General features: G+C 59.2%; 32 protein-coding genes. 16 read left to right on the forward strand and 16 right to left on the reverse strand.

Going from position 1 to position 24537, the window contains the following annotated elements; translation table 11 throughout:
- Window positions 1-18: 18 nt before the first annotated feature.
- From ABD997_RS13930 to zapE, 6 genes are all read right to left on the reverse strand, one after another.
- Complete coding sequence (locus ABD997_RS13930; RefSeq protein WP_345317719.1) at window positions 19-714, reverse strand: cytochrome c1; 696 nt, start codon at window positions 712-714, stop codon at window positions 19-21.
- A complete protein-coding gene (locus tag ABD997_RS13935; protein ID WP_345317720.1) occupies window positions 714-1925 on the reverse strand; it encodes a cytochrome b in 1212 nt (403 codons plus the stop codon). The genes ABD997_RS13930 and ABD997_RS13935 overlap by 1 nt, the downstream gene beginning before the upstream one ends.
- Window positions 1922-2515, reverse strand: coding sequence for a ubiquinol-cytochrome c reductase iron-sulfur subunit (petA, locus tag ABD997_RS13940; RefSeq protein ID WP_345317721.1), 594 nt, complete (start codon window positions 2513-2515; stop codon window positions 1922-1924). Before petA ends, ABD997_RS13935 begins: the two co-directional genes overlap by 4 nt.
- A 358-nt stretch (window positions 2516-2873) precedes the next feature.
- Entirely contained in the window at window positions 2874-3260 is a 387-nt protein-coding gene (gene rpsI / locus ABD997_RS13945; protein ID WP_345317722.1) for a 30S ribosomal protein S9, read from the reverse strand.
- A 13-nt stretch (window positions 3261-3273) separates the two neighbouring features.
- A complete protein-coding gene (gene rplM, locus ABD997_RS13950; protein WP_345317723.1) occupies window positions 3274-3702 on the reverse strand; it encodes a 50S ribosomal protein L13 in 429 nt (142 codons plus the stop codon).
- A gap of 194 nt (window positions 3703-3896) precedes the next feature.
- Entirely contained in the window at window positions 3897-5006 is a 1110-nt protein-coding gene (gene zapE, locus ABD997_RS13955; RefSeq protein WP_345317724.1) for a cell division protein ZapE, read from the reverse strand.
- Window positions 5007-5132: 126 nt separating this feature from the next.
- On the opposite strand from zapE, the gene ABD997_RS13960 reads away from it, so the two are divergent.
- The 3 genes from ABD997_RS13960 to degS all read left to right on the forward strand — a co-directional run bounded on the left by ABD997_RS13960 (window position 5133) and on the right by degS (window position 8182).
- The gene (locus ABD997_RS13960; protein WP_345317725.1) at window positions 5133-5531 is read left to right on the forward strand and encodes a Z-ring associated ZapG family protein; all 399 of its coding nucleotides are present in this window, start codon (window positions 5133-5135) and stop codon (window positions 5529-5531) included.
- Between the two features lie 96 nt (window positions 5532-5627).
- Window positions 5628-6995, forward strand: coding sequence for a Do family serine endopeptidase (locus ABD997_RS13965; protein WP_345317726.1), 1368 nt, complete (start codon window positions 5628-5630; stop codon window positions 6993-6995).
- A gap of 107 nt (window positions 6996-7102) precedes the next feature.
- On the forward strand, window positions 7103-8182 hold the full coding sequence (gene degS / locus ABD997_RS13970) for an outer membrane-stress sensor serine endopeptidase DegS (protein WP_345317727.1): 1080 nt from the start codon (window positions 7103-7105) through the stop codon (window positions 8180-8182).
- A gap of 94 nt (window positions 8183-8276) precedes the next feature.
- On the opposite strand, the gene murA is transcribed toward degS, so the two are convergent.
- Genes murA through ABD997_RS14005 form a run of 7 tightly spaced genes read right to left on the reverse strand, consistent with a single transcriptional unit; the run spans window position 8277 to window position 12842 of the window.
- Window positions 8277-9539, reverse strand: coding sequence for a UDP-N-acetylglucosamine 1-carboxyvinyltransferase (murA, locus tag ABD997_RS13975; protein WP_345317728.1), 1263 nt, complete (start codon window positions 9537-9539; stop codon window positions 8277-8279).
- A gap of 15 nt (window positions 9540-9554) precedes the next feature.
- Window positions 9555-9812: a BolA family protein gene (locus tag ABD997_RS13980; protein WP_345317729.1), complete on the reverse strand. Its 258-nt coding sequence runs from the start codon at window positions 9810-9812 to the stop codon at window positions 9555-9557.
- Between the two features lie 4 nt (window positions 9813-9816).
- Window positions 9817-10122 carry an STAS domain-containing protein gene (locus ABD997_RS13985; RefSeq protein ID WP_345317730.1) on the reverse strand — a complete coding sequence of 102 codons (306 nt, stop codon included), beginning with the start codon at window positions 10120-10122 and terminating at the stop codon, window positions 9817-9819.
- Window positions 10119-10763 carry an MlaC/ttg2D family ABC transporter substrate-binding protein gene (locus ABD997_RS13990; RefSeq protein WP_345317731.1) on the reverse strand — a complete coding sequence of 215 codons (645 nt, stop codon included), beginning with the start codon at window positions 10761-10763 and terminating at the stop codon, window positions 10119-10121. Before ABD997_RS13990 ends, ABD997_RS13985 begins: the two co-directional genes overlap by 4 nt.
- Before the next feature lie 9 nt (window positions 10764-10772).
- Entirely contained in the window at window positions 10773-11243 is a 471-nt protein-coding gene (mlaD, locus tag ABD997_RS13995) for an outer membrane lipid asymmetry maintenance protein MlaD (RefSeq protein ID WP_345317732.1), read from the reverse strand.
- A 4-nt stretch (window positions 11244-11247) separates the two neighbouring features.
- On the reverse strand, window positions 11248-12030 hold the full coding sequence (gene mlaE / locus ABD997_RS14000) for a lipid asymmetry maintenance ABC transporter permease subunit MlaE (RefSeq protein WP_425557076.1): 783 nt from the start codon (window positions 12028-12030) through the stop codon (window positions 11248-11250).
- Window positions 12027-12842: an ATP-binding cassette domain-containing protein gene (locus ABD997_RS14005; protein ID WP_345317812.1), complete on the reverse strand. Its 816-nt coding sequence runs from the start codon at window positions 12840-12842 to the stop codon at window positions 12027-12029. The genes mlaE and ABD997_RS14005 overlap by 4 nt, the downstream gene beginning before the upstream one ends.
- A gap of 160 nt (window positions 12843-13002) precedes the next feature.
- Here ABD997_RS14005 and ABD997_RS14010 point away from each other — a divergent pair, with 160 nt between their 5' ends.
- From ABD997_RS14010 to ABD997_RS14060, 11 genes are read left to right on the forward strand one after another with little or no spacing between them, the layout of a single operon-like run.
- Window positions 13003-13962 (forward strand): calcium/sodium antiporter, encoded by a 960-nt coding sequence (locus tag ABD997_RS14010; RefSeq protein WP_345317733.1) that lies wholly within the window; start codon window positions 13003-13005, stop codon window positions 13960-13962.
- 15 nt (window positions 13963-13977) lie between these two features.
- Window positions 13978-14952, forward strand: a complete 975-nt coding sequence (locus tag ABD997_RS14015; protein WP_345317734.1) for a KpsF/GutQ family sugar-phosphate isomerase — start codon at window positions 13978-13980, stop codon at window positions 14950-14952.
- On the forward strand, window positions 14952-15506 hold the full coding sequence (kdsC, locus tag ABD997_RS14020) for a 3-deoxy-manno-octulosonate-8-phosphatase KdsC (protein ID WP_345317735.1): 555 nt from the start codon (window positions 14952-14954) through the stop codon (window positions 15504-15506). The genes ABD997_RS14015 and kdsC overlap by 1 nt, the downstream gene beginning before the upstream one ends.
- A complete protein-coding gene (gene lptC, locus ABD997_RS14025; protein WP_345317736.1) occupies window positions 15503-16054 on the forward strand; it encodes an LPS export ABC transporter periplasmic protein LptC in 552 nt (183 codons plus the stop codon). Before kdsC ends, lptC begins: the two co-directional genes overlap by 4 nt.
- Complete coding sequence (gene lptA, locus ABD997_RS14030; protein ID WP_345317737.1) at window positions 16041-16586, forward strand: lipopolysaccharide transport periplasmic protein LptA; 546 nt, start codon at window positions 16041-16043, stop codon at window positions 16584-16586. The genes lptC and lptA overlap by 14 nt, the downstream gene beginning before the upstream one ends.
- Entirely contained in the window at window positions 16583-17314 is a 732-nt protein-coding gene (gene lptB, locus ABD997_RS14035; RefSeq protein ID WP_345317738.1) for an LPS export ABC transporter ATP-binding protein, read from the forward strand. The genes lptA and lptB overlap by 4 nt, the downstream gene beginning before the upstream one ends.
- Before the next feature lie 49 nt (window positions 17315-17363).
- On the forward strand, window positions 17364-18803 hold the full coding sequence (locus ABD997_RS14040) for an RNA polymerase factor sigma-54 (protein ID WP_345317739.1): 1440 nt from the start codon (window positions 17364-17366) through the stop codon (window positions 18801-18803).
- A 23-nt stretch (window positions 18804-18826) separates the two neighbouring features.
- Window positions 18827-19114 carry a ribosome hibernation promoting factor gene (hpf, locus tag ABD997_RS14045; RefSeq protein ID WP_345317740.1) on the forward strand — a complete coding sequence of 96 codons (288 nt, stop codon included), beginning with the start codon at window positions 18827-18829 and terminating at the stop codon, window positions 19112-19114.
- Window positions 19114-19560 (forward strand): PTS IIA-like nitrogen regulatory protein PtsN, encoded by a 447-nt coding sequence (gene ptsN, locus ABD997_RS14050; RefSeq protein WP_345317741.1) that lies wholly within the window; start codon window positions 19114-19116, stop codon window positions 19558-19560. Before hpf ends, ptsN begins: the two co-directional genes overlap by 1 nt.
- Window positions 19557-20408 carry an RNase adapter RapZ gene (gene rapZ, locus ABD997_RS14055; RefSeq protein ID WP_345317742.1) on the forward strand — a complete coding sequence of 284 codons (852 nt, stop codon included), beginning with the start codon at window positions 19557-19559 and terminating at the stop codon, window positions 20406-20408. The genes ptsN and rapZ overlap by 4 nt, the downstream gene beginning before the upstream one ends.
- A 1-nt stretch (window position 20409) precedes the next feature.
- A complete protein-coding gene (locus ABD997_RS14060; RefSeq protein ID WP_345317743.1) occupies window positions 20410-20679 on the forward strand; it encodes an HPr family phosphocarrier protein in 270 nt (89 codons plus the stop codon).
- A gap of 17 nt (window positions 20680-20696) precedes the next feature.
- Here the strand turns inward: ABD997_RS14060 and ABD997_RS14065 are convergent, their stop codons facing one another.
- Window positions 20697-21398 carry a hypothetical protein gene (locus tag ABD997_RS14065; RefSeq protein ID WP_345317744.1) on the reverse strand — a complete coding sequence of 234 codons (702 nt, stop codon included), beginning with the start codon at window positions 21396-21398 and terminating at the stop codon, window positions 20697-20699.
- A gap of 94 nt (window positions 21399-21492) precedes the next feature.
- Between ABD997_RS14065 and ABD997_RS14070 the strand changes: the two genes are divergently transcribed.
- Window positions 21493-21801 (forward strand): DUF2845 domain-containing protein, encoded by a 309-nt coding sequence (locus ABD997_RS14070; protein WP_345317745.1) that lies wholly within the window; start codon window positions 21493-21495, stop codon window positions 21799-21801.
- A 66-nt stretch (window positions 21802-21867) separates the two neighbouring features.
- Here ABD997_RS14070 and ABD997_RS14075 read toward each other — a convergent pair whose 3' ends face one another.
- Entirely contained in the window at window positions 21868-22344 is a 477-nt protein-coding gene (locus ABD997_RS14075) for a YehS family protein (protein ID WP_345317746.1), read from the reverse strand.
- A 146-nt stretch (window positions 22345-22490) separates the two neighbouring features.
- Window positions 22491-23828, reverse strand: coding sequence for a metalloprotease PmbA (gene pmbA / locus ABD997_RS14080; RefSeq protein ID WP_345317747.1), 1338 nt, complete (start codon window positions 23826-23828; stop codon window positions 22491-22493).
- 139 nt (window positions 23829-23967) lie between these two features.
- Between pmbA and yjgA the strand changes: the two genes are divergently transcribed.
- Complete coding sequence (yjgA, locus tag ABD997_RS14085) at window positions 23968-24480, forward strand: ribosome biogenesis factor YjgA (RefSeq protein WP_345317748.1); 513 nt, start codon at window positions 23968-23970, stop codon at window positions 24478-24480.
- Window positions 24481-24537 lie beyond the last annotated feature (57 nt).

Genomic DNA, 24537 nt, shown 5'->3' on the forward strand with positions numbered 1-24537 from the left:
GTAACCTGTTATCGTGGATTAGTGTACATCTCGCCAGTATTCCCGCTTGAGCAGGTAGGCCAGGATAAAGAACACCACCAGGAAGCCCAGCACCCAGACCCCCATCGCCTCGCGAGTCGTACGAATCGGCTCGGCGGAGTAGGTCAGGAAGTTGGTGAGATCCAGCGCCATCTGCTTGAACTCTTCATCGTTCATGCTGCCGCCGGTGGCGACGATGGTGCCATCTTCCTGCAACACGGGAACCCCCTGGAAGCGCTCCAGGACATGAGGCATGCCCACGGAGGGGAACACCAGGTTATTGACGCCGAACGGACGGGACTCATCCTGATAGAAGCTGATCAGGTAGGAGTAGAGCCAGTCACTGCCACGGACCCGGGCCACCATGGTGAGATCCGGCGGCGGCGCACCAAACCAGTTGGCGGCCGCTTCCTGCGGCATGCTGCTGACCATGAGATCCCCGATCTTGGCATCGGTATGGATCATCGCCATCATCTCGTCGGTGCTAAAGCCCAGGTCATCGGCCACACGACCGTAACGCTGATACTGGGTGCTGTGACAACCCAGGCAGCTTTCCATGAAGGTCTGGGCTCCACGCTGCAGTGATGCCTTGTCGTGCAGGTCGATTTCGGCGTGCACCACGTGGGGGTTGTTACCACCTGCGGCAAAGCCGAGTGTCGGCAGGCAGGCCAGGATTGCGATAATAAACTTCTTCATTAGCCTGTCACCCTTTCCGGAACCGGTTTGCACTTCTCGTTCTTGCTGTAAACAAACAGGAAGACAAAGAAGCCGAAGTAACCCAGGGAGAAGATCCGAGCCAGCAGGGTGTAGGTCGGGGTTGCCGGCAAGGCACCCAGGATCCCCAGGGCGATGAAGCACACCACAAACTGGGCAATGTTCAGCTTGTGAATGCCGCTGCGATAACGCACAGACTTCACCTTGCAGCGATCCAGCCAAGGCAGCAGGAACAGCACAACAATGGCCGCACCCATGGCGATCACACCCAGCAACTTATCCGGCACCGCGCGCAGGATGGCGTAGAAAGGGGTGAAATACCAAACCGGGGCGATATGTTCCGGTGTCTTCAACGGGTTCGCCGCTTCAAAGTTCGGCGGCTCAAGGAAGTAGCCACCGCCTTCCGGCATGAAGAAGAGCACGTAGCAGAACAGAATCAGGAAGCCGGCAACACCAACGATATCCTTCACCGTGTAGTAAGGATGGAAGGGGATCGCGTCCACAGGCCAGCCATCCGGGCCCTTATTCTTCTTCACTTCGATGCCATCGGGGTTGTTGGAACCCACTTCGTGCAGGGCGATGATGTGCAGGAATACCAGCACCACCAGAACCAGCGGCAAGGCGATCACATGGAGGGCAAAGAAACGATTCAGGGTAGCGCCGGAAACGACGTAATCGCCTCGGATCCAGAGAGTCAGATCATCACCAATCACCGGAATGGCGCCGAACAGGGAGATGATCACCTGGGCACCCCAGTAGGACATCTGGCCCCAAGGCAGCAGGTAGCCCATAAAGGCTTCAGCCATCAGAACCAGGAAGATCAGCATGCCGAAGATCCACAGCAACTCACGGGGCTTCTGGTAGGAGCCGTAGATGAGACCGCGGAACATATGCAGGTAGATCACCACGAAGAAGGCCGAGGCGCCGGTGGAGTGCATGTAACGCAGCAACCAGCCGTACTCGACGTCCCGCATGATGTACTCCACCGAGGCAAACGCTCCTTCGGCGCTGGGGACGTAATTCATGGTCAGCCAGATCCCGGTGAGCAGCTGGTTCACCAGAACCAGCATCGCCAAGGAGCCGAAGAAGTACCAGAAGTTGAAGTTTTTCGGTGCCGGATACTGACCCACATGCTTGTTGTAGGTCGCCGTCATCGGGATCCGTTCGTCGATCCAGTCGATCAGCTTTTTCATGCCGTCGCCTCCCCATCGACACCGATCACTACGGTATCTTTATTGACGTAGCTGTGCGGCGGAACTTCCAGGTTCAGCGGCGCAGGAACGCCGGAGAAGACCCGGCCGGCCATATCGAACTTGGAGCCGTGGCAGGGACAGAAGAACCCGGACTGAATCCCCTGAACCTGCTGCTGGAAGGAGTCCGGCATGTAGGTGGGTGAACATCCCAGGTGCGTGCACAGACCCACCGCAATGAAAAACTCTTCATTGATGGCTCGAGTCGGATTTTGTGCGTAGGTGGGTTGCTGCGGCTCTTCCGAGTCCGGATCGCGCAGCTGGTCATTGAGACCGGCCAGCTGTTCCAGGACTGCGGCAGTGCGGCGTACCACCCAAACCGGTTTGCCACGCCATTCGACGCGCAGCATCTGGCCCGGCTCTAACTTTCCAATATTGACTTCTACTGGTGCGCCGGCGGCTTTCGCTTTGGCGCTGGGGTTCCATGACTTGATGAAGGGAACCGCAGTAGCGACCGCGCCAACCCCGCCAACGGCCGCGGTGGCCAGGGTCAGAAATCTGCGACGTCCAGTATCGACAGGCGCATTGCTCATCCACTTATCTCCCGTAGGGGTTCTGCGTTTTTACGTACCTTGGACTTTGTTTGGTGCCAGAACCATCTTTTTGATAGTTACCCAAGGTCGAGGCGGGCCCATTATATAGAAAAAGGAGACATAGTTCATAGTTTGGATTTGGCCATTGACTTAAATCACAGCCAATAAACGGCATTCGGTGAGGCCAAACTGGTAAAAGTAAGGCTCATCCTCAAACGGTAGTGACTAAAGCCTCTTTGTGGATGCTTTATTCGTTAAGATGGTGCGGTTCACGGGGAGATATTTCTCTTGGATCAACAGGCATAAAAAAACCCGGCCAAGGCCGGGTTTTGATTTTGCGAACCGAAGTTCCAGCGAATTAACGCTTGGAGAACTGCGGACGGCGACGTGCTTTACGCAGACCGACTTTCTTACGCTCAACTTCACGGGCGTCGCGGGTAACGAAACCAGCTTCGCGCAGAGTCGGGCGCAGAGACTCGTCGTACTGCATCAGGGCACGGGTAATACCGTGACGGATCGCGCCGGATTGGCCGGTGATACCACCGCCAGAAACGGTCACGTAGATGTCCAGCTTGTCCAACATATCAACCAGTTCCAGCGGCTGACGAACGATCATGCGGGCAGTTTCGCGACCGAAAAATTGCTCGATGGAGCGCTTGTTGATGATGATTTCGCCGGAACCCTGCTTGATGAAAACACGAGCAGTGGAGGTCTTGCGGCGGCCAGTACCGTAGTATTGAGTCATTGCCTATATCCCCTTAGATGTCCAGAACCTGAGGCTGCTGTGCAGCGTGCTTGTGCTCGGCACCAGCGTACACTTTCAGCTTACGGAACATGGCACGACCCAGAGGGCCTTTCGGCAGCATGCCCTTAACCGCTTTTTCGATGATCATTTCAGGATTGCGAACCTGCAGATCAGCGAAGTTGATCTCTTTGATGCCACCCGGGTAACCGGAGTGACGGTAGTACATCTTATCCTGAGCCTTGTTACCGGTTACGGTTACTTTTTCGGCGTTCACGATTACGATGTAGTCGCCGGTGTCAACGTGCGGAGTGTACTCCGGCTTATGCTTACCACGCAGACGACGAGCCACTTCGGTGGCCAGGCGACCCAGGGTTTTACCCTCGGCATCGATGATAAACCAGTCGCGTTGTACGGACTCTGGCTTAGCAGTAAAAGTTTTCATTAGATTAAAAACCCATTGAGCTGTTACATGTGCGCCCCGCCGGTCGGCGAGACAACCTTATTCGGCCTTCCACCCATCCCTTCGAATGGGACAAGACGCTGGTTTTGGTCGTTAAACGACCTTCTGTAACGTAGGCAGGGCGCGAATTATAAAGCAGGGCGATGTAAAAATCACCCGCTTTTTTGCCCTTTTCATTACGGCTGGTGGGGTCTGGCCAGGTATTCGTGACTCTGCATCTCGGTCAGGCGGCTGAGACAGCGACGAAACTCGAACTCCAGCTGTCCCTGGGAGTAGAGCTGCGCCATCGGCACATCGGCGGAGATGATCAGCTTAACCCCCCGTTCGTAGAACTCATCCACCATGGCGATGAAGCGACGAGCCACATCATCGCCCCGCCCCGCGGCGCCCATGGGAACAACCCCACTGAGAAGCACGGTGTGATAGAGGCGTGCCAGTTCGATGTAATCGCTCTGACTGCGGGGGCCATCACATAGGGCCAGGAACGACACTAACAAGACTCCATCCGCCTCACGGCGGAAGGGGATGGTACGGCCCAGCAACTCCAGCTCGCCATCGCGGCGCCCGGCCTCCGGGGCCAACTGCTCGAAGTAGAGGTGCAAGTTATGCTCCGCTTCTGGATCCAGCGGATAGTGGTAGATCTCCGCCTGCTCCAGGGTCCGCAGTCGATAGTCAACTCCGCTGTCGACATTGACCACATCACAGTGCGCCTGTATCGCCGCGATCGCAGGCAGGAAACGGTCCCGCTGCAGGCCGTTTCGGTACAACTCTTCCGGGGGAATGTTGGAGGTCGCCACCAGCACCACGCCGTGGCGAAAAAGCTGCTCGAAAAGGCCTCCAAGCAACATCGCATCGGTGATGTCAGAAACAAAAAACTCGTCGAAGCAGATCACCTGTGCTTCCTGCGAGAGCTGACGGGCGATGCTGACAAGCGGGTCTGGCTGCCCCTTGAGGCGGTTAAGATCGGCGTGTACCCGGTGCATGAATCGATGGAAATGGATCCTCAGCTTGCGCTGCAGGGGAAGGCATTCGTAGAAGGTGTCCACCAGGTAGGTTTTGCCGCGGCCCACGCCTCCCCAGAAATAGAGGCCCTTAACTTCTGGCTCCGGCGTTCCCTTGCCAAGCAGTCGTCGCAAGCGAAAGGCCAGTCCGGGCTGGCGCTGCTCCCGTCGTACCAGCTCATCGTAAAGCCGCTGGAGGTGGGTCACGGCGTGATGCTGGGCGGGATCGGCCAGAAACTCGGGCCGGGTCAAATCCTGTTGATATCGTTCAAACGGCGTCGTCATCCTACTGTCCTTGGACCCTCACAATGCCCGGGTTTAAATGCCATTTTCGGGGCGAGCAAGTGTATCATGCCCGTAAAAGCCGATGTATATTGAAACCACACTGAGCAGGCCTATAAAGGAGTAACCATGTCCTGGATCCCGAGTCTATTTTTCTTTCTGTTGGGGCTGGCCATCGGCTACCTGATCCGGTGGCGCTTCCGCTCCTCCGGCGGAGATCAAGCAAAGCTGCAGCGGGAGCTGGCCCAGGCCCGCTTCGATCTCGAGCAGCAGCGTCAGGAGGTCGCGGACTACTTCGAGCAATCCCGCGAAGTGATGGCGCAACTCTCCGGCAGTCTGGATAAGGCAAACCGTTACTGGAACGACTCAGCCCAAAGCCTGCTGGGAGATCACCAATTGCCTCCACTGCCCAGCGCCCCCCTGACACAGGAGCACAACGGTGGCGTAGTAGAGAGTCTGCCGCCCAACGACTATGTTCAAGGCTCCCATGGGATCATCACCAAGCCCATCAAGGCGGTCAACGGCTGATCAGGCGCTCCCAAGTAGGATTGGGAACTTTTTCCGGGGCAGCAGGGTCGCAGTGATATGGAGTGACACCATTTGATTGCAGGAGATTGATTGTAAATGAAAAAAACCAGCACTTTGATGTCCGCAGCAGTACTGTGCTCTGCTCTCTCTGCCCTCCCCGCCTACGCCGACTGGCCAATCTCTTTCGGCGATAAGGAGAGACCCAGCCTTGCACCCATGATTGAGCAGGTCTCTCCGGCGGTGGTTTCCGTTTCTGTGGAGGGCACGCAGACCGCACGGAGCGTCATACCCGAGCCGTTTCGCTATTTCTTTGGCCCGAACAATCCCCATGGTCGTGAACAGACCCGTCCCTTCCGCGGCCTTGGCTCCGGCGTGATCATTGATGCCGACAAAGGTTATGTGATCACCAATCACCACGTGATCGACAACGCCGATAAGATCTTGATCAATCTCAGCGATGGTCGGGAATTTGACGCCAAGTTAATCGGTTCAGATCCGGATACCGATGTGGCCGTTTTGCAGATCAAGGCCACCAAACTGACCGCCATCAAGCTGGCAGACTCCGATACCCTCAGGGTTGGCGACTATACGGTCGCCATTGGTAACCCTTTCGGTCTCGGCCAAACGGTCACCACGGGTATTGTCTCGGCCCTCTCCCGGGGCCTTGACGGGGACGGATACCAGAACTTCATCCAGACCGATGCGGCCATCAACTCCGGTAACTCTGGGGGGGCCCTAGTGAATCTTGATGGCGAACTGATCGGCATCAACACTGCCATCATCGCCCCCGGTGGCGGCAACGTCGGTATCGGTTTTGCCATCCCCGTCAACATGGTGCAGAGCCTGACCGCACAAATCCTGGAATACGGTGAGGTGCGTCGAGGCGTGCTGGGGATCCTGGGTGGCGAGTTGAATAACGAGACCGCCAAGCTGTTTGGCCTCGATACCAAACATGGCGCCTACGTCAGCCAGGTGATGCCGGACTCCGCCGCCGCCAAGGCCGGGCTGGAAGCCGGTGACATTATCATCAGCATGAACGGTAAGAAGATCCGAACCTTCCAGGAGCTGCGCGCCAAGATCGCCACCAGGGGGGCCGGAGCCACGGTTCAGCTTGGCCTGATCCGTGAAGGCAAAGAGCGCAGTGTCACCGTAACGCTGAATGAGGCTCCAGGTGAAAATGTTCAGGCCAGCCTCATTCACCCCGCCCTGGAGGGAGCCAAACTCTCCAGTTACGCCGAAGGCAACGTAAAAGGGGTCGCAGTTACCGATGTCGAGGAGCGCTCACCCGCGGCTCGCAACGGCTTACAGCCGGATGACATCATATTGGGCATCAGCCTGATGGATAGAGGTCGCGCAGTGCTGACCGACCTGGGCCAGCTGCGTGAATTGCTAGAAGGTTATGAGGGCCCCTTCGCCGCCTCGGTGCTGCGGGACAACAACACCATTATGATGATCATGCGATAACGAATTCCGTTTCAAGATTCCAAAAGGCGGCCCTACAGGCCGCCTTTTTTGTTGTCCGCCATCACAGTGGCAGGTAGGATCAACCTCTTGCGGAGGCCTTTAATACCATGAAAACCCCATCCTTCTTGCGTTATCTGGCCAAGCCTGTGCTGGCGGGGCTTGCGGTCGCCGGCGTGATCGTGCTGCTCAATCCCGACCTGCGAGATCGCCTGCCCCGGCTTGAGCGCGAACGCAGCCAGGTAGAGCGTGTCAGCTTTGCCCATGCGGTCCGCCGAGCGGCTCCGGCGGTGGTGAATGTCTACTCGCACCGCCAAAGCCCCGCCAACTACAACCAGTTGCTGCCACAGGGCCTCGGCAGCGGCATCATCATGCATGAAGAGGGCTACCTGCTCACCAACTACCACGTGGTGAGCGCTGCGGATCAGATCTTCATCGCCCTGCAGGATGGGCGACTGGCCAATGCGGAGATGATCGGTTCCGATCCCTACACCGATCTGGCAGTACTGCAGATCGATGAAGAGAATCTCCCGGTGATCCCGCTGGACCTGGATCGCAAACCCCAGGTGGGTGACATGGTGCTGGCTATCGGCAACCCCTACAACCTGGGCCAGACCATCACCCAGGGGATCATCAGTGCCACGGGCCGAAACGGTCTTAGCTCCAGTTACCAAGATTTTATCCAGACCGATGCCGCCATCAACCAGGGCAACTCCGGCGGCGCCCTGGTGGATGCTGATGGTGTCCTGGTCGGAGTCAACACCGCTAACTACCAGTGGCTGGGCGATGCCGGGGTAGGACTGAACTTCGCCATCCCCATCGAGTTGGCCTATACCATCATGGAGAAGCTGATCCGCGACGGTCGGGTGATCCGCGGCCACCTCGGCCTCTCCGGTAACCCGGTAAACGCCACCATCGCCCGGCTGCTGCGGCTGCCGCAGGTGATGGGGGTCGCGGTGACGGAGGTCGACCCAGGCGGTCCCGCAGACAGGGCCGGGCTGAGCCGTAATGATGTGCTGGTGGCCTTTAACGGGGAAACCATTGTCAGTGCCGATATGCTGATGGATCGCATCGCCGAAACCCCGCCGGGGACCGAGGTCAACCTCACCCTGATACGCCAGGGCAAGCACTTCAGTGTTCCTGTCACCATCGGTGAGAAACCGCCGATGCCTGAGTCACCCCAGCGCTAACTCCGGTGACTGCAAAAGAAAACGCCCGTTATGCGATGCATGACGGGCGTTTCTGTTCGAACCCTGGTAACGGGCTTGCGGTCCAGTTGTCCGGCTAGGCGGAAATCCTCACCACGTCTGCGCCCAGACCAGCCAGCTTGTGCTCGATCAGCTCATAGCCGCGATCCAGGTGGTAGATGCGGTCAACCAGAGTGGTACCACTGGCAACCAAACCGGCAATCACCAAACAGGCGGAGGCACGCAGGTCCGTTGCCATCACCTGGGCTCCCTGAAGGTCTTCACGTCCTTCGATGATGCAGGTATGGCCCTCCAACTCCATCGCCGCTCCCATACGCTGCAACTCGGGAACGTGCATAAAGCGATTCTCGAAGATGGTCTCGGTAACCTTGGCAGTGCCACCGGCCAGGGCGTTGAGCGTGCAGAACTGGGCCTGCATATCGGTAGGAAACGCGGGATGGGGCGCAGTCTTAATATTAACCGGCTTGGGCCGCTGACCGGCCATATCCAGGCTGATCCAGTCATCGCCCCGTTCGATCCGGGCACCCGCCTCCTCCAGCTTGAGCAGCACCGGCTCCAACGTTTCCGGCGCAGCCTTGCGACAGACGATGCTGCCACGGGTCGCCGCTGCGGCTACCAGGTAAGTACCGGTCTCAATCCGATCCGGCATCACATCAAACTGCACACCTTTAAGCTGCTCGACGCCTTCGATGCGAATCACGTCGGTGCCCGCACCGGAGATCTTCGCCCCCATGGCGTTGAGGCAACAGGCGAGGTCCACCACTTCCGGCTCTCGGGCAGCATTCTCAATGAAGGTTACCCCATCGGCCAGCGCAGCGGCTGCCATCAGGTTCTCCGTGCCGGTTACCGAAACCACATCCATCAGGATGGTCGCACCCTTGAGGCGGCCGTCGACCTTGGCCTTGACGTACCCCTCCTCAACCTTCACCTCGGCCCCCATGGCTCTTAACCCATGGATGTGCAGGTTCACCGGACGGGCACCGATGGCACAGCCACCGGGCAGCGAGACCTCCGCATGACCATACTTGGCCAGCAGCGGTCCCAGCAACATGATGGAGGCGCGCATGGTTTTGACCAATTCATACTCTGCCACGCAGTTATCGATGGTCGCAGGATTGATGGTCAAGGTGTTGTCTACAAGATCGCTGACCTCCGCACCCAACTGGCGCAGCAGAGCGATGGTGGTGTTGACATCCCGCAGGGCTGGAACGTTACCCAGGGTCATGGTGTCCTGCGCCAGTACCGCTGACATCAGGATCGGCAGAGCCGCGTTCTTGGCACCGGAGATGGTTACTTCGCCGGTTAAGGGGCCTGCCGCCCGTACTTGCAATTTATCCACTGAAACTCCGCCGGTTTAGCTAGGCATGTTGAAAATCTTTTCGCGCTGCCACTCCGCTGGCGTGAACGCCTTGATGGTCAGGGCGTGCAGGGTTCCATCCGTGATCTTGTCGGTCAGCGGGGCGTAAACCGCCTGCTGGCGCTTCACCTTGGTCAGACCCTCGAAGGCATCGCCAATCGCCACCACAGTGTAATGGGTTCCTTCGGCCTTAACGTGCACCTCGGCCAGTTGCAGAGCTTCCTGCAGGCGGTGTTCGAGCTCTTTCGGTTCCATCGTGTCACTCCTCGATGTCGGTATGCGAGTTCAGGCGTTCATCCTCCAGCTGCAGATCGTACAGCGCCATCAGCTTGGCCAAAGGTTTCGGGCAATGCTGCCAGGCAAGCGCCCGACCAGCCTCACTCAAGCGAGTCAACTCGATCAGGAAAGCGAGGCCGGCACTGTCGACCTCCTCTACCTGCGCCAGCGAGAGTCTTTGGCAACTAAGCCAGGACTCCGGGATCGGCCAATGTGCCATCACCGACGTCTGGTTCAGCTGTCCCGAGAGAGCCAGCGTCTCTCCCTCACGAGCCACGCTTAGGCTCATGAGCGCTCCCGTGCCGGGACCAGAGGCTTGGCGCTTTGCGCTTCCAGCTTATCGCTTACCGCATCGATCCCCTCACGACGGATCAAACCGCCGATCTCCGCTTCCTTGGTGGCCAGCAGGCTGACCCCTTCGGCGATCATATCGATTGCCTTCCATTCGCCGCTGCGTTTATCCCGCCGGGCTTTGAACTGGAGGCTGATAGGCTCACGGCCCGGCTCGACGATATTGACCCCAACGGTCACGATGCGCTGCTCTCCCACCGGCTGGGCGGGCTGGAACTGCACTTTCTGGTTGGTGTATTCGGTGAAGGCCTGAGCAAAGGTGGCAATCATATACTGCTTGAATACGTCCGTGAACCTCTGCAACTGAGGTTTGCTGAGTTGGCGCGCCTGGGGGCCCACCACTTTGAGTGCCGCATAGCGGTAATCCACGTGGGGCATCATCAGCTCATCGACGATGAGCTTGAGGTGATCCGGGCTCTGAGCAATCTTCTCCCTGTCCCGCTCGAAGCGGTCAAATGTCTGCTGCGCGACCTGCTCCACCAGGCGATAGGGATCCGAATGGTCCACCGGGCTTTGCCCCTGGGCCGACAGGCACCAGGTGGCGAGAAACAGCAGTGCGAATTTGATCATTTTGGTCATGCTCACTCCTTATTTATCCTCTCCGGCCCGATAAAGAAATTGGCCAATCAACTCCTCCAGAACCATAGCGCTGCGCGTATCCTCGACCTGATCACCATCTGCCAGCACGGCGTCCTCATCCTCGTAAAAGCCGGGGCTCAGGCCTACGTACTGCTCCCCCAGCAGCCCGGCGGTGAGAATGGAGAGGCTGCTGGTCTCGGGAAACTGGTCAAAACGGGCATCGATGGTCAGGGTGACCACCGGCAGCAGGCTAACGGGATCCAGGTCGATGGCACTGACCCGTCCCACCACCACACCACCGACCTTCACCGGTGAGCGCACCTTCAGGCTGCCGATGTTGTCGAAGTGGGCGGTCAGCTGATAGGTAGGCCCGCTGCCCTTGAGATCTATGTTGGCTACCTTAAGCACCAGCACCAGCAGCGCCAGCAACCCTGCCAGCAAAAAGACCCCTACGGCCAGTTCGGTTTTTCGTGAAGTCATCCCTTTACCCAAACATCAGTGCAGTCAAAACAAAATCCAGCGCCAGCACCGCCAGCGAGGCATGGACCACGGTCTCCGTGGTAGCACGGCTGATCCCCTCCGCCGTCGGCACCGCATCATACCCTTTGAAGAGGGCGATCCAGACAACAACGAAAGCAAAAACAAGACTTTTAATCAAGCAGTTAGCAATGTCCTGGCGCCACTCTACTGAGGCGTTAAGGATCGACCAGAAAGCACCGGAATCGATCCCCTTCCACTCCACACCGATCCAGTGTCCCCCGAAGATTCCCACGGCAGTGAACATCATCGCCAGCAGCGGCATGGCGATAACGCCGGCCCAGAAACGTGGCGCAATCACCCGGCGCAGCGGGTCCACCGCCATCATCTCCATCGACGCCAGCTGCTCTGTCGCCTTCATCAGGCCGATTTCCGCCGCCAGCGCCGACCCGGCCCTGCCCGCAAACAGCAGCGCCGTCACAACGGGACCCAACTCACGAAGCAGACTGAGCGCCACCATGGGCCCCAAACTCTCCTCGGCGCCAAAGTCCACCAGGATAAGGTAGCCCTGAAGGCCCAGTACCATGCCGATAAAGAGGCCAGAAACCAGGGTGATAAGCATCGACTGCACGCCGATCTGATAGAGCTGATGCACGAGCAGCGGACGCATTTTCCCCCACTGGGGACGCGCCACCAGAGCACCGATCAGCATCAGCAGGGCGCGGCCCATGGCGGTCATTGCGCTCAGTCCCTGTCGACCCAACTGGGCGATCCCTTCGCTCAGATTCACTGCAATAACTCCTCCAGATAGGCTTCGGCAGGATGGTGAAAACGCACCGGGCCATCCGGGGCGCCGCGCAAAAACTGCTTCAGACGGGGGTCCTCCATTGACGCCAACTCCTCTGGGGTGCCGCTGGCGATCACCTGCTTGTCTGCCATCACGAAGACCATGTCGGCAATCTCCATCACCTCTTTGACATCGTGGGTCACCACCACGGAGGTCAGATCCAGCGCCTGGCCAAGATCCCGGATCAACTTGACCAGCACGCCCATGGAGATGGGATCCTGCCCGGCAAAGGGTTCGTCATACATCACCAACTCCGGCTCCAGCGCCATAGCCCGGGCCAGAGCAGCCCGGCGCTGCATGCCACCGGAAAGTTCCGCCGGCATCAACGTCGCCGCGCCACGCAGGCCGACCGCCTCCAGCTTCATCAACACCAGTCGGCGGATGAGAGCTTCCGGCAACTCGGTGTGTTCCCGCAGCGGGAAGGCCACGTTATCGAACACCGACATGTCGGTGAACAGCGCCCCCGATTGAAACAACATGCTGATGCGCCGACGCTCCCGGTAAAGCTCACTTCGAGAGAGGCGATTAAGATCTATGTCATCGAATCGCACGCTGCCACTGTCCGGCTGCAACTGGGCCCCGAACAGCTTCAGCAGGGTCGTTTTTCCGATTCCGGATGGGCCTAGGATAGCGGTGATCCCCCCCCGGGGAATGCGCATTGAGACCCGATCGAAGATGACACGACTGCCCCGTCGAAAAGTCATCTCCTCAACCTCAATCAATGGCTTAGCTTTTTGGTCTGCTGAGTTTTGCATGATCTGACGAGTCACCTGAGTGTCCGTCGACTCCTTTGTTATCGGCAGGCAAGGTGGTCAGTTTACGTGCCAAACAATTGGTTAACAATCTTCCCCCCTTTTCTTTTCCCTGCCATCGGGGGACAATGCGCGCCACCGCCAACCTTCCCGTCGAAACGGCATGATTATCAACACTGTTATCCTGCTACTGGGCCTCGGCCTGCTGGCCTGGAGTGCCGATCGCTTTGTCTACGGTGCTGCCGCGCTGGCCCGAAATGTTGGACTGCCTCCGCTGATTATCGGACTGACCATTGTTGCCATGGGGTCCTCGGCGCCGGAAGCGATGGTGGCGGCCAGTGCCGCCATGGACGGCCGCCTCGATACCGCCGTCGGCAACGTGGTGGGATCCAATATCGCCAACATCACCCTGATCCTCGGCGTAACCGCCCTGATACGTCCGCTACTGGTGGGCAGTTCAGCCCTGGTACGGGAGATGCCGCTGATGCTGGGGGCCAGCGTCCTGGCCGGTTACCTCATGAATGACCTGCAGCTCTCCCGACTCGACGGTTTGCTGCTGGCGCTGGCCTTCGCCGTGGTGATGGCCATCCTGGTGATCGCCGCGCTGCGCAACCGCGACAGCACCGACCCCCTGATCCAGGAGAGCGATGACGAGATCCCCATCGGTGTCCCTAACAGCCACGCTCTGGGCTGGCTGGCACTGGGCATGATACTGCTGCCGCTGGCCGCGGAACTGATGGTGAGCAACGCCGTTATCATCGCCAAGCATTTTGGTCTTTCGGACCTGGTGATTGGCCTGACCATCATCGCCGTCGGAACCAGCCTGCCAGAGCTGGCCGCGAGCTTGGCGGGACTGGCCAAGAATGAAGATGACTTGGTGATCGGTAATGTCGTCGGCTCCAACTTGTTTAATATCCTGGCTGTTCTGGCGATCCCCGCCCTCATTGCCCCCGGAGCATTGGATCCCGCTGCCGCTGGGCGGGACTTCTACTTCATGCTGGCTACCAGCTTGGCACCTCTGCTGTTACTCTTGCTCAAACGCCGTCGCATCATAGGGCGATGGGCTGGTGCGACGTTACTTAGCGCCTTTATTCTCTATCAATACAGTCTATTTGCAGCATGATCCCTAGGAGAGACGATGTCTGACGCCTCACAGTGGCATCAATGGGCCAAACGGGTCATCGAGATCGAAGCCCAGGCCGTGCACAATCTGCATACCTTTATCAATGATCAGTTCGTAGCCGCCTGCGAAACCCTGCTCGCCTGCAAGGGCAAGGTGGTGGTGATGGGCATGGGCAAGTCCGGCCATATCGGTAACAAGATCGCCGCAACCCTGGCCAGTACCGGCACCCCGGCCTTTTTCGTCCACCCCGGCGAAGCCAGCCACGGTGATCTCGGCATGCTTGCCCCCCAGGATGTGGTGATCGCCATCTCCAACTCCGGCGAAGCGCATGAGATTCTGACCCTGATGCCGGTGATCAAGCGCCTGGGTATCCCCGTGATCGCCATGACAGGCAAGCCGGAGTCGAGCATGGCCAAACTCGCCCGGCACCACCTCTGCATCACCGTCGCCGAGGAAGCCTGCCCGCTGGGTCTGGCCCCAACCTCCTCCACCACCGCGACACTGGTGATGGGGGATGCCCTGGCGGTCTCCCTGTTGCAGGCCCGTGGGTTTACCGTCGACGACTTCGCCCTCTCCCATCCTGGTGGGGCATTGGGACGCAAGCTGCTACTGCGGGTGTCAGACTTGATGCACAGCGGCGAGCGCCTGCCCCAGGTAAAGGAACAGGTGACCATCTCGGAAGCGCTGCTGGAGATCTCCGCCAAGGGGCTGGGAATGACCGCGGTGGTCGACGACGCCGGCAGACTAAGCGGGATCTTTACCGATGGCGATCTGCGCCGGGTGCTGGATGCCCGTGTCGATATCCACAGCACCGCCATCGGCGAGGTGATGAGTCGTCACCCGGTCACCATCGCCAGCCATGTCCTGGCTGCTGAGGCACTGCAACTGATGGAATCGCGTAAAATTAATGGCCTTATCACTCTGGATGTTGACGGCAAACCGGAAGGGGCGCTCAATATGATGGATATGCTGAAAGCGGGAGTCTTGTAATGGAACCCATTGTTACCCTCTATGGCCCGGTCAGCGCCGACATTCTGGCGCGGGCAGAGTCGATCCGTCTGCTGATCTGTGACGTCGACGGCGTCTTCTCCGATGGCCGTATCTACCTGGGCAATGATGGCGAGGAGCTCAAGGCGTTCCACACCCGCGACGGCTACGGTGTTAAGGCGATACAGCATGCCGGCATCCCGGTGGCGGTAATCACCGGACGACGCTCCACCATCGTCCAACAGCGGATGTCCGCGCTGGGGGTGCAGCAGATCATCCAAGGATGCGAGGACAAGCTCTCCGCTTATGAGACCCTCAAGCAACAACTGGGTGTGGAGGACGAGCAGTGCGCCTACATTGGCGATGACCTGGTCGACCTACCCGTCATGCAGCAGGTTGGACTCGCGGTGGCGGTTCAGGATGCACACCCTGCGCTGCGTCCCCATGCCCACTACCTGACCCAGCTGCCCGGAGGCTTCGGCGCCGTCCGTGAGCTCTGCGATCTGCTGCTCCAAGCCCAAGGCAAACTGGCCGACGCCAAGGGCATGTCCGTATGAAGCGAGAGCTGCTGGCCGGGCTGCTGCTGTTGACCATGGCCGCCGGTCTCTACTGGCGCTCCCTCAATACGGGCAGCGACCAGACGGTGCTCAGCCCGGAAACCGAACCCGACTTCATCGCTCGAAGTCTGCGCACCCGCGCCTACGACAGCAGCGGCCGACTCAATGCGGAGATCGCAGCCGACCAAATGCAGCATTTCCAGGATGACGCCTTGACCGAGTTCGCCCGACCCGTGTACCTGCTCTACCCAGAGGGGGGCGATGGTGTCTGGAAGATCCAGTCCGAGGCCGGTCAGCTTCAACAGAACCGCTACCTTTTACTGGAGCAGGAGGTGGTGGTCACCGCCATCGAACCCGGTGAGCCGCTGCAAACCATCCATACTGACCAGCTGGCACTGGACCTGGAAACCATGGTCATGACCACCGAATCCATGATTCGCGCAGAGGGTAACACCTTTACCTTGCAAGCCAGGGGCCTCTGGGCGGATCTCAATACAAACCGGATCGAACTCAAAGACAGGGTAAGCGCTACCTATGAAGTGCAATAAACTGATTTTACTGGGCTTGTTAGCCTTGGCTCCGCAAACCTTGGCTTCCGAGGCCGATTTTACCCAGCCGGTCAAAGTGACCGCTAACAGCTCCAGTGGCGACTTCACCAACCGGGTACTTGAGTATCGGGACAACGTGGTGATCGTCCAGGGCAGCCTGCGCATCGAGGCGGACCGCCTGATACTTGAGTCCTCGGAGGACAAAAGCCGCCAGGTAATGATCGCCACCGGCAACCCGGCCACCTACGAGCAAGTGATGGAGAACGGCCTGATGGCCCGGGCCGAGGCCCGAGAGATCCGCTACGACGTCAATACCCAGCTGTTGACCATGAGCGGCAACGCGCAACTGAGCCAGGCAGATAGCCTGGTGCGGGGCGAAACCATCAGTTACAACGCCCGGCTACAGCGCCTGACCGCCGAGGGCAGCAAAGATGAACAGATCACCACCATCTTCATGCCCAAAGAGGAAAAAAAGGTAGAGCCGGAGCCGGAAGCTCCAGCGCCAGCGCCAGCGCAGGAGCCTCAACCATGACCGAGAGCGTGCTCAAGGCTGAACAACTGGCCAAAAGTTACAACGGTCGTCAGGTCGTCAAGAGCGTCGGTCTGGAGGTGAAAACCGGGCAGATCGTCGGCCTCCTCGGCCCCAACGGGGCGGGGAAAACGACGACCTTCTACATGGTGGTGGGGCTGGTGCAGAACGACAAGGGACGTATTCAGATCGATGATCGTGACATCACCCTGCTGCCCATGCACTCCCGGGCCCGCCAGGGGATCGGTTACCTCCCACAGGAGGCCTCCATTTTCCGCAAGCTGAGTGTCTACGACAACCTGATGGCGGTCCTGCAAACCCGCAAGGAGCTGTCGAAACAGGAGCGGGAACACAAGCTGGAGCAGCTGTTGGAGGAGTTCAACATCACCCATATTCGTGACAGCCTCGGCATGAGCCTGTCCGGTGGTGAGCGTCGTCGGGTGGAGATCGCCCGAGCCCTAGCAGCGGACCCCAAGTTTATCCTTCTCGATGAGCCCTTTGCCGGGGTAGACCCTATCTCGGTTATCGATATCAAGAAGATCATCGAACACCTCAAGGAGCGGGGCCTAGGTGTCTTGATCACCGACCACAATGTGCGCGAAACTCTGGATGTGTGCGAATACGCTTACATCGTCAGCCACGGGGAGATGATCGCACAGGGCGCACCGGAAGCGGTGCTCAACAACAAACTGGTTCGCTCGGTGTACCTCGGCGACCAGTTCAAGCTCTGACCGTCCGGCTAAAGCGGGACTTACGACACAAGGATTGGGCATTACCTCGATGAAGACGTCACTGCAGCTGAAGCTGGGGCAACACCTGACCATGACGCCCCAATTGCAGCAGGCGATACGCCTGCTGCAGCTGTCGACGCTGGATCTGCAACAGGAGATCCAGGAAGCACTTGAGGCCAATCCCCTGCTGGAGCAGGTTGATGAGTTTGAAGGTCAGGATGCGGAGGTGCCGGAAGCTGCCCCGAAGGAGCGCTCGGAAATGGAAACCGGCGAGGCGATGAGCCAAACCGAGATGACCGATGACCTGCCGCTGGACAGCACCTGGGACGATGTCTACAGTGCCGCGCCTGCCGCCCCCGCCGGGCCGGTGCGCGACGACGATGAGAATCTCTACCAGGGGGAAACCCACGAAGACCTGCACAGCCATCTGCTCTGGCAGATGGAGCTCACCCCGATGACTGATCGGGATCGTGCCATCGCCACCACCATCATCGACGCCATTGACGAGCATGGCTATCTCACTGTTGATATCGAAGAGGTGCAAGAAGCGCAGGGCCTGGATGATATCGACCTGGACGAGGTCGTGGCGGTACTCAAGCGTGTCCAGCAGTTCGATCCTATCGGCTGTGGCGCGCGGGATCCGGCAGAGTGCCTGCTGGTCCAGTTGGCCCAGTTCGATCCCAAAACCCCCTGGCGCAGCGAAGCGATCAGCCTGCTCAACGACCATATGGACCTGCTGGGCAACCGCGACTTTCGAACCCTCCTGCGGCGCACTAAACTCAAAGAAGATGAGTTAAGGGCCGCCATGGAACTGATCCAATCTCTCAACCCCCGTCCAGGCAGCGCGATCTCCGCCAGCGCGAGCGAGTATGTGATACCGGACGTTTCCGTTAGCAAGAAACAGGGACGCTGGGTGGTGGAACTCAACCCGGATTCGGTCCCAAAGATCCGTATCAACGAACAGTACGCCGCCCTCTCAAAAGGGGCCAGAAACAATGGCGACAGTCAGTTTGTTCGCGGTCACTTGCAGGATGCCAAGTGGTTCATCAAGAGCCTGGAGAGCCGCAATGAGACATTAATGAAGGTGGCGAACTGCATCGTCCAGTTTCAGCAAGGATTTCTTGAGTATGGTGACGAAGCGATGAAGCCCATGGTCCTCAATGACGTCGCCGAAGCGGTGGAGATGCACGAGTCCACCATCTCCCGGGTCACTACACAGAAATTCATGCATACCCCTCGAGGGGTGTACGAACTGAAATACTTTTTCTCCAGTCACGTCAGTACGGACAGTGGCGGTGAGTGTTCCTCCACCGCCATCCGCGCACTGATCAAAAAACTGGTGGCCGCCGAGAGTCCCAAAAAGCCCCTCAGCGACAGCAAGATGGCTCAGCTTCTCGCGGAGCAGGGGATCCAGGTAGCACGGCGAACCATCGCCAAATACCGGGAAGCCCTCTCCATCCCCCCGTCAAACCAGCGCAAAGTACTGTAACAGAGCGCAATGGAGGCTTACTTATGCAGATCAATCTTACCGGGCACCACATCGAACTGACCGACGCCTTGAGAAACTATGTGCATGAAAAGTTTGAGCGACTAGAACGGCATTTTGATCACATCAACAATGTCCACGTGATCCTGAATGTACAGAAGCTGCAGCAGATCGCCGAAGCCAAGCTCCATGTCAACGGTGGGGAGGTGTTTGCCACCCATGAGCACGAAAACATGTACGCGGCCATCGATGGTCTGGTGGATAAGCTTGACCGCCAAGTGATTAAGCACAAAGAGAAAATTTCCAGACACTAATGGAAATCACGCAACTCCTGACGCCGGAGCGCACCCACTGTGCTGCGCCCGGCCTTAGCAAGAAACGGGCACTGGAGATGATCAGTGATTTGGCTGCTCGCCAGTGCCCGGATCTCCCCCAACATGAACTGTTTGAGAGCCTGTTAGCCCGGGAAAAAGTGGGCAGCACCGGAATCGGCAACGGCATCGCCCTGCCCCACGGTCGCCTCGAACGGATCACCACTCCCATCGCCGTGCTGCTCAAAACCGAGGAGCCGATCCCCTTCGATGCCATCGATGGCAAGCCGGTCGACCTGCTGTTTGCCCTCTTTGTTCCGGAGCAGGATCATCAGGCCCACTTGTCAACGTTGCGCACTGTGGCGGCCCTGCTCAGCCAGAAGGAGCTTTGTCGGGCGATGCGCAAAACCTGTAATGATCGAGAACTCTATGAGCTGCTAACCCAGTGAAGTTAATCATCCTCTCCGGCCGCTCCGGCGCCGGTAAAACCGTCGCCCTACACATACTCGAAGATCTCGGCTTTTACTGCGTCGACAACCTGCCACTGGAGTTGCTCCCACAGCTGCTGCGAACGCAACAGGGGCGCAGCAAGGAGGTCGCGGTCAGCCTCGACATTCGCAATCTGCCGCTGGAGAAGATCGACATCCCCCATCTTCGAGGCCAGCTCGACAGCAACATCGATCTGCAGCTGTTCTATCTCGATGCCGGCGATGATCACCTGCTGAAGCGCTACAGCGAAACCCGGCGAATGCACCCCCTGTCGCGGGATGGTCGCCCCCTGGCCGAGGCGATCGCCGAGGAACGGCGGTTGTTGGCGCCCTTGGCACAGAACTGCGATCACCACATCATTACCGACAACCTCTCCGTCTACCAGCTGGCGGACGAGCTGCGTAAACGTCTCAACGACGAGCAGGACACCATGCCGATGATGCTGGTGTTTGAGTCATTCGGCTTCAAGCACGGCATGCCCAAGCAGGCCGACTACCTGTTCGATGTTCGCTTCCTGCCCAACCCCCACTGGGAAGCGAGCCTGCGCCCATTGACCGGATTGGATCAGCCGGTCGCGGACTTCTTCCAACGGCACAACAGCGTGGCGCGCTTTATCGATCACACAGAGCGCTTTCTGCTCAACTGGCTACCGATGCTGGAGCGCAACAACCGCGCCTACCTGACCGTCGCCATCGGGTGTACCGGGGGCCAGCATCGCAGCGTCTACGTCGCCAAAGAGCTGGCACGGCGCTTCCGACGCCATCGCAAAGATGTGCAACTGCGTCACCGCGAACTGCCCGGGTCCTGAGATGCTGGAACGGGACGTTGAGGTGGTCAACCGTCTGGGCCTGCATGCCCGAGCCGCCACCCGGCTGGTACAACTGGCTGCCCAGTTCGACGCCCGGATCACGCTTCAGCAGGGGAAGGAGGTCGCCGAGGCGGATAGTGTCTTGGGGATCCTGCTGTTGCAGGGTAACCAGGGCAAACGGGTCAAGGTCCGCTGCGAGGGCCCCCAGGCAGCCGAGGCCCTGGAAGCGGTATGTGAACTGTTCGCCGCCCGCTTCGATGAACAGGAGTAAAAAACCGTAGCCCAGGCTTACTCCTGCAGTCGTAACCCCATTTTCAGGCCACTGAGCTGCCACAACCTTGCCAGCACCAGCATCGGCAGGTTCAACAGCAAGAGTAACCACCACTCAAACCCGTTCTCCAACCGCTCATACCCCTCACCAAGCCAAGCCGCCAGCGCTACCGACAACAGGGCCACCACCAGGGTCAGGGTGCTTAACCACAGCAGCCCAAGCCCAGCACCATGCCAGCGTTCGGTCCGATAGAGCCCATCGGCCACCACCACCTGCAGGGTAAAGGTCATAAACAGGAACAGGGCGATGCCATTGCGACGCAGCACCGGGTAGTAGCCGGTGCTGTGGCCCAGTGTCAGGGCATAGAGCATCAAGGCAGCGGAGCCAAGCAGGGCCACCAGTAACCAGGCACGGTGACGGCCCTGGCCCAACAGCGCCAGCCATTGCCAGCAGAGCCCCCAGAAGAGAAACAGCAGCAGGGTGGTCGGCAACATACCAGCCTTGAAAAGGAAATAGGCAACCCCGTGGCGCCCCGTATTGCTGATGCTCACGCAATCCACACCATAGGGATTGCAGGGTTCGATGTAGCCAAGGAGGATACTCAGGCCCCAACAAAGGTGGGTTGTCAGCAGCGGCAGCAGCGCCGTCACATACCCCAGGGTGTGTATAGAGAGCGCGGGCATCATCCCCTCTTCGTTGCGCGGCCCAACTTCACTCAAACCCGCGGGCCAGCGATAAGTTCAGTCACCATAGTTTAATGCACTGCCGTCACCACGATCCGGTAACGGCAGAGGACACAGGGAGAGGTGCAGGATGAGTAAAAAGAGGATAGCTCGGCTTGGAAAGGGGTTAGCCATACTTTGGCTGGCACTGGGCGTGTTACCGAACTCGCTCCAGGCGGTCGAAAACCGGTTACACAGTGCTCGTTGTGGCACGGACCTGGTGAAGCTGGGCGACAGTCGGGCCACCCTGCTGGCCCACTGCGGACGACCACTGGAATCCCTCAGCGTCGGCCGTGGTGCCCGGGAGTATCACTTCAGGCAGGAGCGCTCAGGCCCCACCACCATTTTTCGCATTCGCGACGGGCGGGTCATTGAGATCCGCCAAATTCGCCGGCTCTAGGACGCCCCTTCGAACCGTTCTGAGCCCGCCCCAGCCATAGGCGGGGCCTCAATCCCGGTGGGCGCCTCAGGATTCCTCAGTTCGGCGCTGCTTGCCAAGTCCACGCACAAAGTTGCGCAGCAACTGATCACCACAGGCCTGATAGTTACGGTGGTCCGGACTGCGGAACAGGGCCGAAAGCTCAGACTTGGAGATGCGGAAGCCCGCCAGCTTGAGGATGGCGATGATATCGTCATCCTTGAGCGTCAGCGCGATACGCAGCTTACGAAGGATCTCATTGTTACTCAACCGCGCCTTGGGCCCCAACAACTGTGGCTCCCGCCCCGGCTGCACCCCACGGTTGCGGATGATCAGCCCGTCGAGGAAGGCGGCCAGGGTACGATCCCGGCAGAGTACGAACCCCGCCTCCTCCTCGCGCTTAAGCATGGCGTCCAGCTCCTCCTTGGTGATGGGGTATTGCATCAGGGCAAACACCGCGATCACATCCGGATTATTGAACTTAAGGGCGTAGCGCAGTTGACGCAGCAGATCGTTATTGAGCATGGGATGACCTTTAGCAAAGAGAGGGCGGCAAGTTTACGCAGCCAGGCGCCTCGGTGCCACTCCTCCGAGACAAGAGCAACGTGCCTTGTCATCGAAAACGTTACGAGCCCTCACCACCGGGGCTCGTTTGGGCAAACATTGCGGCTTCAGTTGCCGGCGATCTTCATCGACTCCAGCAGGATCGGGCCGGCGGCGATGGAGTGGCGAGGATCGATATCTGAGCCCATGGCCACCATGTCGCGGTACATGGTCTTTAGGTTTCCGGCGATGGTGATCTCATGCACCGGATATTGGATCTCCCCGTTTTCAACCCAGAAGCCTGCGGCACCGCGGGAGTAGTCGCCGGTCACCCCATTGACCCCCTGCCCCATCAGTTCGGTCACATAGAGACCAGTGCCCAGCTGTCTGAGCATGGCCGCCAGGTCGCCTCCGTTGCGGGACAACTGCCAGTTGTAGATCCCACCGGCATGGCCGGTATTGGCCAGTCCGAGTCGTCGGGCGGAGTAGGCCGTGAGCAGGTAGCTCTTCAGGACCCCATCCTGAACAATCTCCCGGTCGCGGGTGGCGACCCCCTCACCATCAAAGGGGGACGACGCCAGGGCACCGGGAAGGTGAGGCCGCTCCGAGATCTGGAACCAGCGCGGGAAGATCTCGCTGTCCAGACTGTCCTTTAGGAAGCTGGCATTGCGGTAGAGGCTGGCGCCGCTGATGGCGCCAATCAGGTGTCCGATCAGCCCCACCGACTGCGCCGCATTGAACAGCACCGGCACCGTGCAGGTATCAATTTTTCGGGCGCCGAGACGTGCTGCCGTATCCACTCCGGCCTGGTGGCCAATCGCTTCCGGCTCAGGCAGATCGGCAAAGCGTCGGGCGACACCATAATCGTAGTCCCGCTCCATGCCGTGCTGGTCCTGGCCGATCACCACTGCCGACAGGCTATGTCGGGAAGAGGGGTAACTGGCGATAAAACCGTGGCTATTGCCATACACCTTCAGCCCTTCATGGCTGTTGAAGCTGGCGCCATCGGAGTTGACGATGCGGGGATCCGACGCCAGCGCCGCGCGCTCAGCACGTGCCGCCAGCTCAACCGCCTGATGGGGGTCGAACGCCTCCGGGTGATACAGGTCCAGATCCGGCAACTGGGTTGGCATCAGGCCCGCGTCCGCCAGGCCGTTATGGCTGTCCGCCGTGGTCTGGTGGGCAATGGTGGCCGCCGCCTGAACCGCAGCCTGGATCGCCGGGGCGGACAGATCCGAGGTGGATGCATTGCCCTTGCGCCCATCCAGGTAGACCGAGATCCCCAGCGCGCCATCCTTGTTGAATTCGACGGTTTCCACTTCGCCCATCCGGGTCGATACGGAGAGGCCCTGCTGCTTCTGGATCGCCACTTCGGCACTGTCGACCCCTAACTTACGGGCCGATTCCAGGGCTTGGGCCACCGCCCCTTCCAACTCATCGCGCTGCTGCGCCAACTGCTCACTCATTGCTGCACTAGCTCGGTTAACAAGGTTACAAACGACAGGATAACAAAGTCCCTCGGGCAAACGGACCCCTTATTTGTCCCATCACTGACAGCACCGGCGGTTGAGGGTAAAATAGGGTTTTTACCCTGCGGAGCGCCTCATGGCCCAGTACGACGACTTTGATGACGATTTCATCAGCAAAACCCAGCTCAAGCGCGAAGCGGAGCAGCAACAGGCACTGGGGCTGGCGCTGATCAACCTCAACAAAGCGGAGCTGACCAAGATCCCACTGGATGAGGATCTCGCGGATGCCATCGAGCTGGCCCAGAAGATCCGCAATAAGCACGAAGCGTTTCGGCGCCAGGTTCAGTACATCGGTAAGTTGATGCGGGCGCGGGATCCGGAGCCTATCGAGGCGGCACTGGATCTGATCCGCAACAAGCACAATGCCCAGAATGCCCACTTCCATAAACTGGAGCAGCTACGGGACCAGCTGGTAAACGGCGATAACGAGGATCTCCGGGCGGCATTGCAGGCCCATCCACAGCTCGGTGAAGAGATCCAGCGGCTACGCCAGCTGGTTCGTCAGGCCAAGAAAGAGGTGAGCCAGAGCAAACCGCCCAAGTCCAGCCGGGAGCTGTTCAAACTGCTGCGGGAGCAGCTCGAGGAGTAATCGCCCTCGACGTAGAAACACGATCAAAAACGGGGCCGCCTGCGCAAGCAGGCGGCC

It is taken from the genome of Ferrimonas gelatinilytica, assembly GCF_039544205.1.
In the GTDB taxonomy this organism is placed as follows: Bacteria; Pseudomonadota; Gammaproteobacteria; order Enterobacterales; family Shewanellaceae; genus Ferrimonas; species Ferrimonas gelatinilytica.

Bases quoted from the DNA above. Each gene is read 5' to 3' on its own strand.
- lptC (WP_345317736.1), top strand. From the start codon at position 15,503: ATGAAGCGAGAGCTGCTGGCCGGGCTGCTGCTGTTGACCATGGCCGCC.
- ABD997_RS14075 (WP_345317746.1), bottom strand. From the start codon at position 22,344: ATGCTCAATAACGATCTGCTGCGTCAACTGCGCTACGCCCTTAAGTTC.
- lptA (WP_345317737.1), top strand. From the start codon at position 16,041: ATGAAGTGCAATAAACTGATTTTACTGGGCTTGTTAGCCTTGGCTCCG.
- ABD997_RS14040 (WP_345317739.1), top strand. From the start codon at position 17,364: ATGAAGACGTCACTGCAGCTGAAGCTGGGGCAACACCTGACCATGACG.
- ABD997_RS13960 (WP_345317725.1), top strand. From the start codon at position 5,133: ATGTCCTGGATCCCGAGTCTATTTTTCTTTCTGTTGGGGCTGGCCATC.
- ABD997_RS14005 (WP_345317812.1), bottom strand. From the start codon at position 12,842: ATGCAAAACTCAGCAGACCAAAAAGCTAAGCCATTGATTGAGGTTGAG.
- hpf (WP_345317740.1), top strand. From the start codon at position 18,827: ATGCAGATCAATCTTACCGGGCACCACATCGAACTGACCGACGCCTTG.
- mlaD (WP_345317732.1), bottom strand. From the start codon at position 11,243: ATGACTTCACGAAAAACCGAACTGGCCGTAGGGGTCTTTTTGCTGGCA.
- ptsN (WP_345317741.1), top strand. From the start codon at position 19,114: ATGGAAATCACGCAACTCCTGACGCCGGAGCGCACCCACTGTGCTGCG.
- ABD997_RS13930 (WP_345317719.1), bottom strand. From the start codon at position 714: ATGAAGAAGTTTATTATCGCAATCCTGGCCTGCCTGCCGACACTCGGC.
- lptB (WP_345317738.1), top strand. From the start codon at position 16,583: ATGACCGAGAGCGTGCTCAAGGCTGAACAACTGGCCAAAAGTTACAAC.
- ABD997_RS14010 (WP_345317733.1), top strand. From the start codon at position 13,003: ATGATTATCAACACTGTTATCCTGCTACTGGGCCTCGGCCTGCTGGCC.
- rpsI (WP_345317722.1), bottom strand. From the start codon at position 3,260: ATGACTCAATACTACGGTACTGGCCGCCGCAAGACCTCCACTGCTCGT.
- ABD997_RS13990 (WP_345317731.1), bottom strand. From the start codon at position 10,763: ATGACCAAAATGATCAAATTCGCACTGCTGTTTCTCGCCACCTGGTGC.
- degS (WP_345317727.1), top strand. From the start codon at position 7,103: ATGAAAACCCCATCCTTCTTGCGTTATCTGGCCAAGCCTGTGCTGGCG.
- ABD997_RS13965 (WP_345317726.1), top strand. From the start codon at position 5,628: ATGAAAAAAACCAGCACTTTGATGTCCGCAGCAGTACTGTGCTCTGCT.
- ABD997_RS14070 (WP_345317745.1), top strand. From the start codon at position 21,493: ATGAGTAAAAAGAGGATAGCTCGGCTTGGAAAGGGGTTAGCCATACTT.
- petA (WP_345317721.1), bottom strand. From the start codon at position 2,515: ATGAGCAATGCGCCTGTCGATACTGGACGTCGCAGATTTCTGACCCTG.
- ABD997_RS13980 (WP_345317729.1), bottom strand. From the start codon at position 9,812: ATGGAACCGAAAGAGCTCGAACACCGCCTGCAGGAAGCTCTGCAACTG.
- pmbA (WP_345317747.1), bottom strand. From the start codon at position 23,828: ATGAGTGAGCAGTTGGCGCAGCAGCGCGATGAGTTGGAAGGGGCGGTG.
- kdsC (WP_345317735.1), top strand. From the start codon at position 14,952: ATGGAACCCATTGTTACCCTCTATGGCCCGGTCAGCGCCGACATTCTG.
- ABD997_RS13935 (WP_345317720.1), bottom strand. From the start codon at position 1,925: ATGAAAAAGCTGATCGACTGGATCGACGAACGGATCCCGATGACGGCG.
- ABD997_RS13985 (WP_345317730.1), bottom strand. From the start codon at position 10,122: ATGAGCCTAAGCGTGGCTCGTGAGGGAGAGACGCTGGCTCTCTCGGGA.
- zapE (WP_345317724.1), bottom strand. From the start codon at position 5,006: ATGACGACGCCGTTTGAACGATATCAACAGGATTTGACCCGGCCCGAG.
- ABD997_RS14060 (WP_345317743.1), top strand. From the start codon at position 20,410: ATGCTGGAACGGGACGTTGAGGTGGTCAACCGTCTGGGCCTGCATGCC.
- yjgA (WP_345317748.1), top strand. From the start codon at position 23,968: ATGGCCCAGTACGACGACTTTGATGACGATTTCATCAGCAAAACCCAG.
- rplM (WP_345317723.1), bottom strand. From the start codon at position 3,702: ATGAAAACTTTTACTGCTAAGCCAGAGTCCGTACAACGCGACTGGTTT.
- ABD997_RS14015 (WP_345317734.1), top strand. From the start codon at position 13,978: ATGTCTGACGCCTCACAGTGGCATCAATGGGCCAAACGGGTCATCGAG.